This is a genomic window from Cellulophaga sp. L1A9 (assembly GCF_009797025.1).
Lineage (GTDB): Bacteria > Bacteroidota > Bacteroidia > Flavobacteriales > Flavobacteriaceae > Cellulophaga.
On record NZ_CP047027.1, the window covers coordinates 1287613 to 1305421 of the forward strand.

The 17809-nt window shown below is 33.7% G+C and carries 15 protein-coding genes; 13 read left to right on the forward strand and 2 right to left on the reverse strand.

The genetic code is table 11. The features are described 5' to 3' along the window. The first annotated feature begins 30 nt into the window (after positions 1-30). From GQR94_RS05505 to GQR94_RS05530, 7 genes are all read left to right on the forward strand, one after another. A complete protein-coding gene (locus GQR94_RS05505) occupies positions 31-1233 on the forward strand; it encodes a Pycsar system effector family protein (protein WP_158974532.1) in 1203 nt (400 codons plus the stop codon). A 111-nt stretch (positions 1234-1344) separates the two neighbouring features. After that, positions 1345-2433 carry a sensor histidine kinase gene (locus tag GQR94_RS05510; protein WP_158974533.1) on the forward strand — a complete coding sequence of 363 codons (1089 nt, stop codon included), beginning with the start codon at positions 1345-1347 and terminating at the stop codon, positions 2431-2433. 2 nt (positions 2434-2435) lie between these two features. Further along, complete coding sequence (locus GQR94_RS05515) at positions 2436-3755, forward strand: sigma-54 dependent transcriptional regulator (RefSeq protein WP_158974534.1); 1320 nt, start codon at positions 2436-2438, stop codon at positions 3753-3755. A 337-nt stretch (positions 3756-4092) separates the two neighbouring features. Continuing rightward, a complete protein-coding gene (locus GQR94_RS22440) occupies positions 4093-4260 on the forward strand; it encodes a hypothetical protein (protein ID WP_199271541.1) in 168 nt (55 codons plus the stop codon). 16 nt (positions 4261-4276) lie between these two features. Continuing rightward, positions 4277-5566: a Glu/Leu/Phe/Val dehydrogenase gene (locus GQR94_RS05520; protein ID WP_158974535.1), complete on the forward strand. Its 1290-nt coding sequence runs from the start codon at positions 4277-4279 to the stop codon at positions 5564-5566. A 32-nt stretch (positions 5567-5598) separates the two neighbouring features. Beyond that, positions 5599-6018, forward strand: a complete 420-nt coding sequence (locus tag GQR94_RS05525) for a GreA/GreB family elongation factor (RefSeq protein ID WP_158974536.1) — start codon at positions 5599-5601, stop codon at positions 6016-6018. A gap of 7 nt (positions 6019-6025) precedes the next feature. Then, entirely contained in the window at positions 6026-6409 is a 384-nt protein-coding gene (locus GQR94_RS05530; RefSeq protein ID WP_158974537.1) for a hypothetical protein, read from the forward strand. A 5-nt stretch (positions 6410-6414) separates the two neighbouring features. On the opposite strand, the gene GQR94_RS05535 is transcribed toward GQR94_RS05530, so the two are convergent. Further along, positions 6415-8796 (reverse strand): GAF domain-containing protein, encoded by a 2382-nt coding sequence (locus GQR94_RS05535; protein ID WP_158979514.1) that lies wholly within the window; start codon positions 8794-8796, stop codon positions 6415-6417. Between the two features lie 112 nt (positions 8797-8908). Between GQR94_RS05535 and GQR94_RS05540 the strand changes: the two genes are divergently transcribed. Continuing rightward, a complete protein-coding gene (locus tag GQR94_RS05540; RefSeq protein ID WP_158974538.1) occupies positions 8909-9802 on the forward strand; it encodes a metallophosphoesterase in 894 nt (297 codons plus the stop codon). A 2-nt stretch (positions 9803-9804) separates the two neighbouring features. Here the strand turns inward: GQR94_RS05540 and GQR94_RS05545 are convergent, their stop codons facing one another. Beyond that, the gene (locus GQR94_RS05545; protein WP_158974539.1) at positions 9805-10233 is read right to left on the reverse strand and encodes a PepSY-like domain-containing protein; all 429 of its coding nucleotides are present in this window, start codon (positions 10231-10233) and stop codon (positions 9805-9807) included. Between the two features lie 317 nt (positions 10234-10550). On the opposite strand from GQR94_RS05545, the gene GQR94_RS05550 reads away from it, so the two are divergent. The 5 genes from GQR94_RS05550 to GQR94_RS05570 all read left to right on the forward strand — a co-directional run bounded on the left by GQR94_RS05550 (position 10551) and on the right by GQR94_RS05570 (position 17655). After that, positions 10551-14177 carry a ShlB/FhaC/HecB family hemolysin secretion/activation protein gene (locus GQR94_RS05550; RefSeq protein ID WP_233268645.1) on the forward strand — a complete coding sequence of 1209 codons (3627 nt, stop codon included), beginning with the start codon at positions 10551-10553 and terminating at the stop codon, positions 14175-14177. A gap of 68 nt (positions 14178-14245) precedes the next feature. Continuing rightward, positions 14246-14899 (forward strand): hypothetical protein, encoded by a 654-nt coding sequence (locus tag GQR94_RS05555; RefSeq protein ID WP_158974541.1) that lies wholly within the window; start codon positions 14246-14248, stop codon positions 14897-14899. A gap of 100 nt (positions 14900-14999) precedes the next feature. Next, on the forward strand, positions 15000-15650 hold the full coding sequence (locus tag GQR94_RS05560; protein WP_158974542.1) for a hypothetical protein: 651 nt from the start codon (positions 15000-15002) through the stop codon (positions 15648-15650). 78 nt (positions 15651-15728) lie between these two features. Next, complete coding sequence (locus GQR94_RS05565; protein ID WP_024479077.1) at positions 15729-16616, forward strand: carbon-nitrogen hydrolase; 888 nt, start codon at positions 15729-15731, stop codon at positions 16614-16616. 4 nt (positions 16617-16620) lie between these two features. Beyond that, positions 16621-17655, forward strand: a complete 1035-nt coding sequence (locus tag GQR94_RS05570) for an agmatine/peptidylarginine deiminase (RefSeq protein ID WP_158974543.1) — start codon at positions 16621-16623, stop codon at positions 17653-17655. Positions 17656-17809 lie beyond the last annotated feature (154 nt).

Genomic DNA, 17809 nt, shown 5'->3' on the forward strand with positions numbered 1-17809 from the left:
TTGTAATTTGGACTTTTAATTATCATTCATATGAACGACATATTATCCAAAACCGAAGCGTATGCTACAGGACTACTAACCAAAGAATTAGATAGTAAGTTTCTGTACCATAACCTTAGACACACTCAAAGAGTCGTTAAAAGTACTAAAGAATTACTAAACTTCTATAATCTGAAGGATGAAGAAAGTAACGCAATCACTATTGCTGCTTGGCTTCATGATATTGGATACACAGTAAGTTCTACAGACCATGAAGAACATGGGGCTAAACTAGCCAAAGCATTTTTGGAGAAATTAAATTGTGACCCCCAACTTATTGAAACGGTCTGTGAGTTAATTTTAGCAACCAAAGTGGGCCATGATCCTAAAAATATTCACGAAGAAATAATAAAAGATGCAGATTGTTCACATTTTGCACAACGCAGTTACGTAGAGACTTCTGAACTTTTAAGGGATGAATTAGCACTATTGAAAATCGCTACTTTTACCAGAAAAGAATGGCGTAATAAAAATATAGAATTATTTAGAACACAACATCACTATTATACAGCATATGCCAAAGAAAATTGGCAACCAAAAAAAGACGAAAATTTAACACGCTTATTAAAGAAGAAAAAGAAAAACAGTAAGCTTGTTAAAAAAGAGGAATTAAAAGTTAGTTTAAAGAATAAAAGCCCTGAACGCGGCATTCAAACCATGTTTAGGGTAACCATGCGCAATCATTTAAAATTAAGTGATATTGCAGATACAAAAGCTAACATTTTGCTATCCGTAAATGCTATTATTATATCTCTGATATTAGCCAATTTGATTCCGAAGCTAGACAACCCCTCGAATGATTATTTGGTAATACCCGCTGCGATATTTGTAATTTTCAGTGTAACCTCTATGATCATGTCTGTATTGGCTACCCGACCAAATGTAACAAGTGGCGAATTTTCTAAAGAAGATGTAGAAAACAAAAAAGTAAACCTTTTATTCTTTGGTAATTTCCACAAAATGAAATTAGAGGAATACGAATGGGCCATTCAAGAATTAATAAAAGACCAAGAATACGTATATTCTTCCTTGACTAAGGATTTATATTTTCTAGGACTAGTATTGGATAAAAAATATAAACTTTTACGTTGGACCTATACAATTTTCATGATAGGCATGGTACTCTCTGTAATTGCTTTTTTCGTAGCCCTCAAATTCTACGGTCCTGAGCGTATTATAGAATTGCCAACCTAGTAGGATTCTTTTTCAGAGAACGTTTTACAATCAACCACCATTTTAATTAGTAGACGATTTTTAGCAAAGATCGCTCTGCGCTGTTTTTAGTTGAATTAAATATAATTTTCAATGGCAACCACTGGTGAAAAACTCAAAGAACGGATTAAAGAGCTCACATGCCTTTATGAGGTAACTTCAATCATTGTAAATTGTGATTACAACCAATTAGAAACGTCTTTAGAAGCAATAGTTGATTGCCTAAAAAAAGCCATGCGGTATGACCAATATGCTTTTGTATCCCTATCCTGTGACCAATACCATATTAGCTCAGACCAGAATATTCCGGAACTTGTATCCTTAAAATCCTCTATTAAAGTTTTTAATGAAGTAGATGGTCATATTATTGTAGGATACCCTAAAGACAACTACAGCTCTAGAGATTTTTTAAAAGAAGAACTTACCCTTTTAAAAAACGTAAGTCTCGCAATAGGAAATTTATTAGAAAAAAAACAAATACGAGAAAATGAACTTGCTATAAAAAGGCAAGTTGAACGAGCAGACAGGTTAAATATATTAGGAGAAATTACCGCAGGAATAGCACATGAATTAAACACTCCCCTCGCCAACATCTTAGGCTTTGCTGAGCTTTTGAGAAATAATATGACGGAAGAAAATGCTATTCGTGATTTAGATAAAATTGTAGATAGCGCTATTTTCTCAAGAGAAGTAGTTAAAAAACTAATGTTTTTCACTTGTGAGATGCCGCAACAAATGGCGGAGTTAACCATTAACCCTATCATAAAAAATGTACTAAATCTCTTAGACCCAAGCTTTAAAAAAAATAGAGTAAAATATATCCTTTCGTTTAATAATGATGCCATTCAATTAAAAGCAGATAGTATTCAGTTAACACAGGTACTATTTAATCTAATTATGAATGCCCTTTACTTTTCACCACCAAACGCTACCATTACCATTAAGGTTAAAGAATTGACCAACGACGTAAAAATTAGTATTTCAGATGAAGGTTCGGGGATTTCAAAAATCAATGAAGAAAAAATCTTTCAACCTTTCTTTACCACTAAACCTGTAGGTGAAGGTTCCGGTTTAGGTTTGAGTGTGGTGCATGGCATTGTAAAGAGCCATAAAGGTCAGATTGTTTACACTCCTAACACCCCAAAAGGAGCTACTTTTGTTGTTCATTTTCCAAAATTATAGTTATGGCGTTACTTAAAGAAAATGTTTTAATAGTTGATGATGATGTTAATATTTTAGAATTGCTACAACGTCAATTACAATTATTGGACTATCATGTTTACAAGGCAGTATCTGTACGTCAAGCGCTGTATATACTTAAAGACAGTGAAATAGACTTATTGATAACTGACATACAAATGCCAGAAGTTGATGGCTTAGAACTCCTAAAGTACACCTCAGAACATTATCCTAAAATCCCTAAATTAGTCATAACAGGTTATCCTTCTGTAGATGGTGCGTTGAATGTTATTAAATCTGGAGCTACAGATTATTTAACGAAACCTTTTACTAAAGACGAGCTTAAACATGCTGTAAAAAAGAGTCTAGAACATAAAACTACTGTTATTCCTGTTCGGAATACGAAACACTCCGAAGATTTAAATTCTGAAATGATAGGGAATTCTCCCTCATTTAAAAAAATTACCAACATTATCAATAGAGTTAAAGATAATAAGGCTACTGTATTGGTTCAAGGTGAAAGTGGTACCGGTAAAGAATTAGTTTCTAGAGCCATTCATTATTCTGGTAAATTTTCTCGCGAACCCTTTATTGCCGTAAACTGTGCTGCTATCCCCGAAAACTTATTAGAAGCAGAACTATTTGGGTATACAAAAGGAGCATTTACTGGCGCTAATGAAAATAGAAATGGATTTTTTCAAGCTTCAAATGGAGGTACATTGTTTTTAGACGAAATAGGAAACGCTTCATTAGCAGTGCAAGCCAAATTGCTAAGAGCTTTACAGGAAAAAGAAATAACGAAAGTAGGCTCTCAGAAAATAGAAAAAATAGATGTAAGAATTATTGCTGCTACCAATGAGAACCTATCTGCAATGATCTCTCAAAAACTATTCAGAGAAGATTTGTATTACCGACTTACCGTAGTCCAGATTGTAGTACCGCCTCTTAGAGATAGAAAAGAGGACATAGGAGTATTGGTTGATAAATTTATTCGCAAATATGGTATTGAATATAAAGACAAGTTCTTAAATATATCGAAGGAAGCATTAGCAATTCTTGAAAGATACTCTTGGCCAGGAAATATTAGAGAACTTGAGAATGTTATCCAAAATGCAGTAATAATGAGTGATCGCATAATTGATGTTGAACATCTTCCTGAAAATTTAAAATTTAAAATTAAATTCCCTAAAACCTCGCTTAAACCATTGGCTGAGATAGAAAAAGAATACATTCAAAAAGTATTGCTTGCTACAAATAACAACAAAACTAAGGCTGCGGAAATTCTTCAAATAGACCGTAAAACTTTACGTGAAAAGTTAAAATAAGTTCCGATACAAAAATACCCAAGTGATACTTTTCTACCCAATCCCTTGTACATGCTAAATTTCAAATTTTACACCTAAGTAATTGATTCTAAAATAATTAACTTTTTAAATTGAATTGCTATTTTTTCTTGGCATATAACTTGCCTATTGGTCTTTGTATTCATATTTGAAAATGTTGCTAACATAAGACTATGAATTTTTAGGTTTTAAACTAAAAGTTTAAAACCACCATCATAATCGTGGTTGATTGATGATATCTACTTGGCTTTCTATATCCTAGATGTAATATCTAATGAAAGTCAGGTAGATTATTAAAACAAAAAAATAGTAATCGCTTATGGAAAATTATAGCAATAGTATTTGTTCTACCTGTACACATCAAAAATATTGTGTGCTTACTCTTAATCATAAAAATATAAGTTCTTGTGATGAATATGAGCATTTTACAGAACGTCTAAATTTTAATAAATCTGCTATTAAACGTATTCAAACACAAGGGTATTAGTCTAAAATAATAAACAATGATTGTAAAAGAAAAAGAAGTAAAGGCTACAAAACAGGGCATGTTAGACAATGTAATGCGCCAGTTTAATAATGCCGCAGACATTATAGATTTGAACTCAAATATTAGAAAAATTCTAGAAATTACAAATAATGAATTGGTGGTGCATTTTCCTGTAAAAATGGACAGTGGAGAAGTGGAAGTTTTCACAGGGTACCGTGTACAACACAATAACGCTTTAGGTCCTTATAAAGGCGGGTTACGTTATCATCCTACTGTGGATATTGATGCCGCTAGAGCTCTTGCTATGTGGATGACGTGGAAAACATCGCTTGCCGGATTACCCTACGGTGGCGCAAAGGGAGGTATACAACTAGACCCTTCAAAATATTCCATTTCCGAATTGGAACGAATAACAAGAAGGTTTACGTATGCTTTAGGCGATAATATAGGGCCCGAATTAGACATTCCTGCACCAGATGTAAATACTAATCCGCAAACCATGGCTTGGATTCTAGACACGTACATGTCTACTAAATCTCCTTCCGAACGTTCAAAAAACATGCACGTAGTAACAGGCAAACCTTTGGGCGCTGGTGGTTCTGAGGGAAGAGATCGCGCCACAGGATATGGAGTGTTCTTGAATATCAAATTTTGGGCATTAGATAAAAAAATAAGCTTAAAAGACAAGAAATTTATTGTTCAAGGTTTTGGAAACGTAGGGTATTGGACTGCTCATTTTTTGGAAAAAGAAGGCGCTAAATTAGTAGCTGTTCAAGACCAATTTGGCTGTATTACTAATGAGAACGGAATTCCGGTAGAAAACCTTTTTGAATATACCAAAGCAAATAAAGGGAGTATTCTAGGATTCGCAAACACAACGCCCATTGCAAATAAAGATTTCTTTAGTACCGACTGTGATATTTGCATACCAGCAGCATTAGGAAATCAAATTACTGAAGAAAACGCTCCTTTAATAAAGGCTTATTTAATTGCGGAAGGTGCAAATGGCCCAACAGATGTAAATGCCGAAACAATATTATTAAAAAAAGGAACTGATATTATCCCTGATATTCTATGCAACTCTGGAGGAGTTATTTGCAGTTATTTTGAATGGCTTCAAAACAGAAATGGAGAAATATGGCACCTCAACGAGGTCTTAGAAAAACTAGAGAAAAAACTAGAAGAGTCCTTTAGAAAAGTAATTGAAACATCAAAAAAGAGAGGTGTAGATATGAGGACAGCAGCTTTTATTATTGCCATTGAACGATTAGAGCTTGCTTATGTACAAAGAGGAATTTTTCCTTAATAGCGCGTGCTATTAAAATAAAATGAGGCAAAATGAAATACGGAACTATAACAATTGAGAAAAAAGAATACGTTATGCTAAAACGGTTCTTACACTTATCTGGTTATCACAGAGATATTACTTTTAAAAAATCAATAAAAAAACTTTCAGAGGAACTTAGTTTTGCGAAGGTTTGTGACCATGAAGACATGCCCAAGGATGTTATTCGCTTTAATTCTGTCATCACAATAACTGCAAGTAATGGTTGGAGTAAAGAATTTCAGTTAGTAACCCCAAAAGATAGTGACCTTAAAAATAATAAAGTTTCTATTCTCACTCCAATGGGAGCTGCTGTTATTGGTTATGCTGAAGGGGATACCATCTTATGGGAATTTCCTAGTGGTGAACAGCAGTTAACTGTTTCTAAGGTGGAACAGAAGAATAGCCAAATTGATATTAATGTTTTATTATAAAAAAGTAATGAGAACATTCAACCTAACAGAATCGGACACAACAATCCTGCTAAAAAAAGATAAAGCAGAAATTGAAAATTGGATAGCACACTTAGAATTTATCAATTCAGAGTTAGAATATTTCACTGAAATTGAGCAAAAAATTCTAAAGGAAAATTCAATAAATCAATTGATTCAGACTTTAAAAAGAGGCAACACTTTAAAATTAGGCATCTTGTACCGCTGTGAAAGCAATATGTCTAAAATTAAAGAATGTGACAATATGCAATGCGATGCTTATTATTTAAATAATCATGAAAAAAATAGAGCATCATATATGGAGCACATGAAATTGTGCAATGCTCTAAAAATTAAAATTTATGATAGTTTACTTAAGTTCAAAGTCACGTAAGTAGCTTATATCTTGAGTTCGTCTATAAGATCTTCGTAGGTGTACATCTTTTCTTGGTTTGCATCTACGGCATCTTTAACAGAATACATGATATCTGCTCTAATCGCTTTTAACCCTGCAACACCTTGAAGGCCTTCTAACTCAACTATTTCAAGCTTACCGCTAAAATATCCTTTAGATTTTAAGAATTTTATATACCGAAGATATTCTAACTCATCACTTTTTTGGGCGTATACTATAACCATTTTACCGGGTTCTGTTATACGCTTGCTTGTTCCTTTTATATATGACTTATCAATTCGTTTTTTAATAATTTCATATCTGGCATTATAGGTGCCATCAACATCAAATCGTTTTTCATCCATTCTAAAGCGAATAGACAATGAAGTATTATACACCAACATCAATGACGCTACATCAAGGGGCACAGAAAGTTCTGGCTTTAAGTTATAGTGCTTGTTTTCCATTTCACACATGATTTGCAATTGCCACAATCTTAGATTACTTAAGTAAAGTGAATCAAACTCTTGATCACCAACAATAGAAGCTCCTATATACATATTATGCTCTACACCATCAGTTTTATAGCGCTCAAAATAATGCGGAAACATTGCTTGTGCATCTTTCTGTTTTTTATCAATAACAGACGAAAGCTTTTTATTAATCATCATGACACTTTCATCATAATTTCTACGATGATCATAGTATGATTTTGTCCCCATATCTATACTAGCCTCATAAGCGATAATCATATGAAGCAACTCGGTATCCTTCTTTTTTAAATGCTCAAAAACGGGTACTATTTCATTCTGAACGAAGTTGAAAACCGCTTGTTCACTATTTGTATTTAACAGCTCTTTTACCTCATCAATGTAATTGTTAATCCTAAACATTAACTCTTCATAAATGGGTAACTTATTTATTTGCCAAGCAGCATCTAACACTTTGTTGATTTCTGATAACTGTATCATAATATCGCGTTGAATCGCTGTATTTCTAGCTAAAGAAGAATCTTTTATATCTATTTGCCCGTAAAGTGGATATACATCTTTAAAAACAATTTCTTTGAAAGAAGGCTGTCTGTCTTCTAACCCATCTATAATAAAACGCTTAGCTTCCTCTTTAAATTTCCAATAAACAGAAGAATGTACTGAGGTACACTCATTTTGAATTACAGCATCTATTCTATTTTCTTCCTCAGACATAGAGCGCAATACCCCTGTAACAATAAAAGGCATGATATCTTCTAACTTATTAGCGTTTACACTATTAAGTCCGTTTTTCTGCATAGACACCAATTCTAAAACTCCCAATAAATTTCCTTTGGAAGCAATTGGAGCAAAAATCACGCTTTTAATGCCTTGGGCTTTTAACGTTTTGTATGGCATAATGCCACCAGAGAGTTCAAAATATTTATCGACATCGGAAATTGAAAAATACCCATTTTCATTTAAAAGTTTTTTATACGAAGACTGACAAAGTGCTTCTGAACAAGCTTCTAAATCCTTATCATGAAGTATAAAACTTTCCATTCCTATACCAAAAACTTTTTCAAATTGGTCTTTTTTGGGATTGTAGGTTACAAAACCAGCGCGTATATCAGAAATACTAAAGAACGACCTAAAAGTTTCTTGCAAGTTGAGCATAAAACTCTCACTACCTCTTTTATCATTAGCAATTAAGCTAGATTTTATTTCTGAAATTGCATGTTCATTGGTAACATCAAACATGGAAGAGATTACAAAACCCTTACCAATAAAACTTTGTGGTGGAAATTTCTCTTGCCATAATGCTAGATTATCAAAATTCTCTAAAAGCTCATCGATATCTTCATTGGTTAATTCTTTCGACATAGTTGTCGGAAGAATCTCCATAAAATCGGCATTATATAAAATACGATAATGACGCATTACCCCGTTTTTATCAGGAATATCGTAGAAAAAAGGTCTTTTAAAATCTATCGTTTGCCCATAATGCGCACTTAATATTACAGTACACATTAACACGTAAAGATGATGATCTGGCAAATCGCGCATATGGGGTAAAAATTCTTTTCCTCCTGCATCTTCAAGAATTTGGGTAAAGCGTTCTGATGAATTAAAAACAATATTATCAAAAGGCAATGATGCCGTTTTAATTTCATTGGCAGTTAAAACTTCAGAAAATGCGTCTTGCAGAATAATCTTAATAACATCTTTATGTTTTTCTAACAACGAAATATCTGTAAAACCCTCTCGTAGTTCTGGATAAGGTGCCTGCGCTGCTAATATATGTTTAGCTTTACTAGCGAGATAAGTGTCTTCACTTTGGGCCATAACATCATATTGCTTTAATATCTCATTAAAACTAATCATCTGACTAAGTGGTGATTGCAACTTATCTATCATATCTTCATTGGTCGTTATCAAGACCACAAAATTACAAAAGAAAATCTAGAATTTTAGGAATTCAATTTGTTTAGATACCTTAGTTTTTTCGATATGCATTTAAATTTAAAATATGTCTTCGAGTACCAGACTTTCTAGAGCTTACAAAAATGCCAAATTGGTACCGTTTGACGATGACTCTAAATTTATATTGTTTAGTGACTGTCATCGTGGAGATAACAGTTTTGCTGATGATTTTGCGAATAACCGAAACATCTACTACCACGCTTTACAGTATTATTTTAAAGAAAATTTTGAATATTTTGAACTAGGAGACGGGGATGAGTTATGGGAGAATACTAACTTTGAATCTATCTTTAATGCGCACAAAAATGTTTTTAAACTACTGCGTGAATTTCATATTAGAGGCAGATTGCATATGATTTGGGGTAATCACGATATGGTTTATAAGAGTGATGCGTATGTAAAACAACAATTGAGTAGTTATTTTGAGCCTATTGAAGGTTGTGAAAAAGAACTTTTTCAAGATATTACTTACAATGAAGCTATTGTTTTAAAGCATAGAAATACAAATCAAGAAGTATTTTTAACACATGGTCATCAAGCAGATTGGTGGAATTATACCTTTTGGCGTTGTGGCAGGTTTTTGGTCCGTGTATTATGGAAGCCGTTACAAGTTTGGGGCATTGCAGATCCCACGAGCCCAGCTAAGAATTATACAGAGCTTATTAAAATTGAGCGCCGTATAAAAAAATGGATTGTAAAAAATAATCTGCTCGTTACGATCGTAGGACATACTCACAGACCACGGTTTCCTGAACCTAAAGACATTCCATTTTTTAACGATGGTAGCTGTGTACACCCACGAAGTATTACAGGATTAGAGATTGAAAACGGTAAGATTTCCTTGATAAAATGGCATATCTCCACGACAGAAGATGGTACCTTAAAAGTTGTGCGCGTATTGCTGGAAGGACCTCAGAAATTAAGTGATTATAAGAATTAAATCTAATTAATAATTGTGCCGCTTTTTAGAAACTCCACATCTTGTTTCTCACCGTCCTTGCTTATTTCAACATCATAGAAAAATCCTTTTTGATAATGAGATACCTCCTCTATCTCAACAATCTTATAGGCTTCGTATGTTGTATCTAATATATCTTGGATAACTTCCGGCAAGTCGTTCTTATCTATATTATTTTCTGTTTCTATCCAATCCCCATTTGGACTAAAATCAGCTCTGTAATGAATGCCCTCTTTTTTAAAACTAGCCTCAAAATTATCATTTTTATCGGTTACCCAATCAGGGTCATTCTCGTTGGGATATTTTGCCTTAAAATTTTCTTTTACAGCTTTTGGCACCTTCTCATCTTGGTATTGACAACTCATATACGTTACCGAAATAAATAATATCAAAAAAAATAAACAGGTTCTCATAGGTTTTTTTTTATATTCTCTACTGCGAAGAAACTAAATAGTAAAACCAAGGTTTAACTTTAAAAAAAGGAATACTAGCTCAAAAGCTATCGAACTAAAAAAGATAACCTGTAGACTTATATCTTTGCCCCAAAACTATTTTAAACGTTCAATACCATTGAGAGGCGTCTCTAATCCTTAAGTTTTTTAACTTAAAAACCAATCATTACACTATGCATGCATCTTTTAGAAAAAACACTTGTCGTTATTCGAGTGTTACTCACTTACTAGCGTACCTAATTTTTATACTCCTATTAAATGGATGCGCTACCTTTAAAATGCAAGAAAGCAAAACTCTTAAAGCTGCTAACTCTAGTGCTAAAACGCCCATTCACACTTTTTATCTTGCAGGTGGTTTTGGAGACTACACCAACAATCAAAACAAAAGTGCAGCTACACTTTTAAAAAAGCAACTGAATGCTGCTGATAAAAATTCTACCCTTCTTTTTACAGGTGATAATATATCCGCAACTAAAAATAATTGGAATACCGATCAAGAATTGGTAGAAGAACAAATTGCATTAACGGAAAATTTTAAAGGCAAAACCATTTTTATGCCTGGTGTTAATGAATGGAAAAGCTACAATACTCGCGATGTTGAAAAAGTAGAAAAATATTTAGATGCTATAGATTCTGATGCTTTAAAATTCTTCCCTAAAAATGCTTGCCCTATTGAGCAAATAGTTATTAATGCTGATTTAGATTTAATTTTAATTGACTCTAAATGGTTTACAGGCAATTGGTCTAGATTGGAAAATATAAATAAAAAATGTACTGACATCAATACGCGTATGCGTTTTGCTGAAGAATTAGAGGGTTACATTAATGATGGCCAGGGTAAAAATATTGTGATTGCCATGCATCAGCCTATTTTTAGCAATGGGGAATTTGCGGGTAAAAAATCTTTTAAGTCCCATATGACGCCAGTTCCTGTTGTTGGCACCGTAATAAATACCGTCTTAGATTTGGGTGCTTTTTCATCAGATCGTTTAAATGCAAGACCTTATGAATTTTTAAGGATATTGGTTAGCTCATTAGCAAAAGCCTCCGATAGAATAACCGTTGTTTCTGGCCACGAAGAGAGTCTACAATACCTTGCAGGTGGCGGAATTCATCAAATAATTAGTGGGTCATTGAGTCAAAAATCAGCTACAAAACGAGCTGAAGATAACTTAAGTACTATTGGAGGCACTTTAGATTTTGAGGGTAAATTTACGTATGGAAAAAGAGGATTCGCCAAACTTGTGTACTATGATGATGGCTCGTCTGATGTAACGTTCACTACTGAAGATAACGAAGAAAAAAATATTGCATTACTACCTAAAATACAAAAGGATACTGTTTCCGAAATATTCCTTAAAAACAATGCAAAAACTATAAAGACTACTATTCTAAAAAATCCAGACGCTGTAGACAAAACAGCGTTTTATACTTTTCTATGGGGAGAACGGTATCGTTCTTATTTTACGACACCAGTTACCGCAAAAATTGCATATCTAGATACTCTTTACGGCGGATTGAAAGTTCTTAAAGAAGGAGGCGGACATCAATCATTCTCTTTAAGACTTGCTGATAGTAACGGCAAGGAATACAATATGCGTTCTTTAAGAAAAAATGCCTTAAAATATTTAAAATTTAAGATAAAAGGCGTTGCGTATAATGAAGATGATTATAAAAACACGTTGACGGAAGAAACTATTTCAGATTTCTTTACCACCGCTCATCCCTACATGCAATTAGTGATTAACCCTTTGGCTAAAGCTATTGCAGTAAACCACGCAAGTCCTGAATTGTTTTACATTCCAAAACAAGAAACTTTAGGAGATTTAAATAATGAGTTTGGAAATGAACTTTATTTTATAGAGGAGCGACCTTCTGACGAACAATTAAATTATAAGGGGTACCGAAGAGAAATTAATGAATCGGGAGCGATAAAAGATTTTGAAAGCACAACGGATATGCTTGAAAAAATTAAAAAGGATGAATCGTATACGGTAGACCAAAAATCTTATATAAGAGCTCGTATTTTTGATATGCTAATTGGAGATTGGGACCGGCACCAAGATCAGTGGCGTTGGGTAGAATATGAGACTAATGATGGAAATAAAGAATTTCAAGCCGTTCCAAGAGATCGCGATAATGCATTTCCTAAATTTGACGGCAAAGCTTTAAAGGTTATAAAATTATTTGCACCTCAGAGTCGCATGTGGCAATCTTATGACGCTGATATTCAAGACGTGAAATGGTTAAACAACAATGGAAACAGCCTAGATAGGGCTATTTTAACCAAATATGATGCTAAGATTTGGGAAGAAGAAGCCCAATTTATTCAAGACAACTTAACTGCGTCTAAGATTGATGCAGCTTTTAACAATTTGCCGGAAGAAGTTAAAGATTCTACTGCCGTAGAAATCAGAGACAACCTAAAATTGCGGCTAATGACCCTAAAGCAAGATGCTAAAGCTTATAGTAAGTATTTAGATAAAATGGTTTCATTACACGGTACTGAAAAAGATGATAAATTTGAAATTACAAGGCTACCAAACGGCGAAACAAAGGTTGTTATTAAAAGAATACTTTCTGATGAGGAAAATCCTATAATATTCGAGCGCACATTTAATAAAAAAGACACTAAAGAATTATGGATATACGGCTTGGGTGATGATGATGTTTTTGAAGTTACCGGAGAGGATAGCAAATCTATTTTTATACGATTTATAGGTGGCTATGGAGATGATACCTTTAATATCAAAAATAAAAAGAATTTAAAAGTCTATGATTGGAAACATGAAACTAGCATTTTTGAAGGAGAGAACCCTAAAAAACAAATGACGCGTATTTATGATACAAACATGTACCATTGGCGCTATTTTGAAGAAAACACCAACATGCTTATTCCTAATCTAGGATTTAGAACAGATGACGGACTTTATCTAGGTGCTACAAACGTATATACCAACAAAGGCTTTAATCGTGGTGATTTTAGACAAAAACACACAGTTGTTGCTAATTATTATTTTGGCTTTAAAGCACTTGAATTAGGCTATTATGGTGTGTTTGCTAATATATTTCCTAAGTGGAATCTAGAAATTAGCGCCTACCACTCCACTGATCGGTTTTCAAATAACTTTTTTGGGGTAGGAAATGAAACTACGAATTTAGATGATGATTTAGGTAAAGATTTTAACAGAGCCAGAATTGAAAAAACAAGAATTGATGCAGGTATAGCATATCACACGCTAAAGATTAAAGGTGTTTATGAATCTTTTGAAGTCATTGAGCAAAACAACCGTTTCTTTAATTCCAATAATTTTTCGCCAGAATTATTTGATAACCAAAGATATTTAGGACTAGAAACCGAAGCTTATTATGATAATGATGATGCTAAAGATTTTCCAACAAGATCTATTATGTTTGGGCTAAATGCGGGATATAAAGCAAACTTGCAAATAATTGATAACCAATTTGGGTATTTAAAATTTAAAGCAGGTATTACTCATAAACTTATCTCCTCTGGAGATTTGGTGTTTAACACAAAAGCAGAAGTAAATACTACTTTCGGGGATACCTACTTTTTTTACAACCTACCTTCTATAGGAGGTAGAAACGGATTAAGAGGTTTTAGAGACGAACGTTTTTCCGGTAAAACTTATTTCTACCAAACTACAGATCTTCGTCTTCGAATTAAAAAATATATGACCGCAGTGGCCCCTGTTACTATTGGCGCCTATGGCGGATTTGACTACGGTCGTGTTTGGAACAAAGATGAAAATTCTAACTTATGGCACACCTCCAAAGGTTTAGGCGTATGGGCAAGTGCTTATAATTTTTTAACTATAAATGTGGGGTATTTTAATTCTGTTGAGGGCAACATAGTACAGTTTAAATTTGGCTTCGATTTTTAGGCAAATGCATTTAAGTTTTAAATAGGCGCTGATTTTGACTAATTTAGCACCCATTTAAAAACATAACCATGTTCAAAAAATCCATTACGCTTATTGTTATTTGTTTCTCGTTAACGTCTTGTTGGAAAGACAAAAGTCCAGAAGATTTAATCCGATTAAAAGAAAAATTCAAATCACAAGTATCCTCTTTTGAAAATAAGAAAGAAAATGCTAATAAGATTGTTACTTCTGGATTAGCATCTCTTAACGCTTTAAAGAGCGCTTTAGAAGACACTAAAAATGAAGATAAAGAATTTGCTAAAGTTTATGGTGATTGGGAAAAAGTAAACAAACGTGTTGAAAAACTCAATAAAGAATACGAAGATTTAAAAACCAAAGCGTCTAATCTTTTCACGGCTATGGATACCCAAACCAATAGTTTAAGTGATGAGACTAGCAAGAAAACTTTATTAAAAGCCATCAATAAAGCAAGAACAAAATACAACGGTACACTTGCGAACACTTCTAAAGCTATTGAGAAGTTGCGCTTATTGCATGGTGATGCCGTTGAGGTAGTAAAGGCATTAGAAGTTGCTGCTGCTTTAAATTCTTTTGATAATATCAATGATCAAATGAAAAGTATTGAGGGTCGTGTTGACGGTATCATGCAAGAGCTAAACGTGGCTGTCGTAGAAAGCAAAAAGCTTTACGAAAAGAAAATTACGGAATTAGAAGACAAATAATGAACTTAAGATGAGGCTACTCATCTAATTTAACAACAATTTTAAATTCATTGGCAGGGTATTTGCTAAATTTACTATGAGCTAAAGACTATATTGAGCTATGAGGCAGTTTCTGATTTTTTTATTTTGTGGTTTACTTTTTCAAGTAGGTTTCTCCCAAGAAGGAGTTTCTAAGGCGCAGCCCTTGAAAATAGAAAGCAAAACTCCAAGTGATTTAAAACTAACTCCAGAGAAGAAAACCAACCTGTCTTTAAATATGCCTAACTTGTTAGATAAGCCAGAAGACTACGACATGAAGGATTCTTCAAAGGCTAATATTTCTATGCTCCCGAACAAAGAATTGGTACAAGCTGGAAAAGACTTAAAATTGAATCCAAAATTTGGTGAAAACTCAGGTCAAAGTCAGGGTAAGCATTTCCCTAATATGTATTTAGGCGATATTAAAAATAATGGAAAATTTATAGGAATTGTCTGCCGTGACCATGAATATGTAGATGGAGATTTGGTTAGTATTTCTGTAAACGGAGAAGTTGTAGATCCTAAGTTATTTTTAACAGGAGCTTTTAAAGGAGTAAATGTAGATCTTAAGCAAGGTTTTAACCGGATAGAATTTAAAGCGCTAAATGAAGGTTCTTCCAGCCCAAATACCGCGCAAATTAATGTTTACGATGATCAGGGCAAACTACTTTATGCCAATCAATGGAATTTATCTGCAGGTAGCGTTGCTACTTTTATTGTTACTAAAGATTAGGTTTTTCTAACTTTTATCTCCTCATTTTTAATCTCATTATTTAATATATTTACAGTCTCAAATTAGATACTAATTTTCATGGCTAATAAAAAATACACCATCGCTGTTCTTCAATTAAATTTGAACAACACTCCAGAAGAGAATAGAAAGAAATGCTTAGATTGGATTCGTAAAGCTGCTGAAAAAGGAGCCGAAGTTATTTCGCTTCCAGAATTATATAGTAGTCATTATTTCTGCCAGAGTGAAGATGTTAGTAATTTTGAATTAGCAGAACCTTTAGGTGCTATTTCATTTACAGCTTTCAGCGAGTTGGCTAAGGAACTTAAAGTTGCTTTGATTATCCCTTTTTTCGAAAAAAGAATGTCGGGCATCTATCATAACAGTGCTTACATAATTGATACAGATGGTTCTCAAGCCGGATTGTATCGTAAAATGCATATTCCAGACGATCCACATTTTTATGAGAAATTCTATTTTACCCCTGGTGATTTAGGTTTTAAATCAACCCCTACTAAAAAAGGAAATATAGGAACATTAATTTGTTGGGATCAGTGGTACCCTGAAGCAGCAAGGCTTACGGCTTTGAAAGGCGCAGATGTAATTTTTTATCCAACAGCAATTGGATGGCACCCATCAGAAAAAGAACAGTACGGTGAAAACCAATATGGCGCTTGGATGAATGTTATGAAAGGTCATGCCGTAGCAAATGGTATTTACGTTGCTGCTGCTAATCGCATTGGTTTAGAACAATATTTACCAGGTACTGATGGTATTCAATTCTGGGGTAATTCTTTCATTTGCGGCCCACAAGGCGAAATTTTAGCACAAGCATCTTCCGACAAAGAAGAAATTTTATTAGCTGAAGTAGATTTAGAGCTACAAGAGAATGTTCGCCAAAATTGGCCATTTTTCCGTGACAGACGTATTGATGCTTTTGGAGATATTACTAAACGCGCTTTAGATTAATACTATGGCTGCAAGAAGATTTCCCGCAGAATGGGAGAAACAAGAAGGTATTTTATTATGTTTTCCACATAACGGAAATGACTGGCCAGGAAAATATGCTGCCATTCAGTGGGCTTTTGTAGAGTACATTAAAAAAATAGCTGAACAAGAAACTGTTTTTTTGGTGGTTGCTACCGATAATTTAAAAATAAAGGTGACTGAAATGCTAGAAATGGCAACGGTAAACCTTAAAAATATTTCATTTATTATAAAAAAAACTAATCGCAGTTGGATGCGTGACTCTGGACCTATTATTGTTGAAAACAACGGCAAAAGAGAAGCTCTTAATTTCAATTTTAACGGTTGGGCAAAATATAAAAACTGGCAATTAGACAAACATGTTCCGGATACGGTAGCGGCACATTTAAAAATTCCAGTGAACAATGTTACTTATAAAGGAAAAAATGTAGTTTTAGAAGGCGGAGCTTTAGAGGTGAACGGTTCTGGCACCCTTATAACTTCCGAAGAGTGTTTATTAGATCCGGAAATTCAAGTTAGGAATGCTGGCTTTACTAAAAAAGATTACGAAGCTATTTTTCTAGAATATTTTGGCGTGACTAATACCATTTGGTTAAAAGATGGTATTATTGGTGATGACACACATGGTCATATTGATGATTTATGCCGCTTTGTATCTAAAAATACAGTTGTAACCGTCGTAGAAGACAACCGAAAAGACAAAAACTATCACCCACTCCAAGAGAATTTAAAACGTTTGCACGACGCAAAACTTGAGGATGGTTCAAAATTGAATGTGGTTGAATTGCCCATGCCAAGCCCCATAATATTTGATGGTTTGCAATTACCTGCAAGTTATGCTAACTTCTTAATTATAAACAAAACGGTTTTAGTTCCAACTTTTAACGATGCAAAAGACCACATTGCACTTACTATTTTAGCAGACTGTTTTCCAGACCGCAAAGTGATTGGGATTAGTTGTATTGATTTTATTTGGGGTTTTGGCACGTTGCATTGTTTGAGCCAGCAAATACCAAAATAATAATCGCTTATACCTTATTGAAAACCCAAAATAACGCATGGCTTCCCTTTTTCTTTATTTCTTGCGTTGATTTAAATTCATAATCTTAATTGGTTGCCTCAATTAGAAAATGCTCTTATCCATGGAATTATTCTTATTTTTATTAGAATAAACT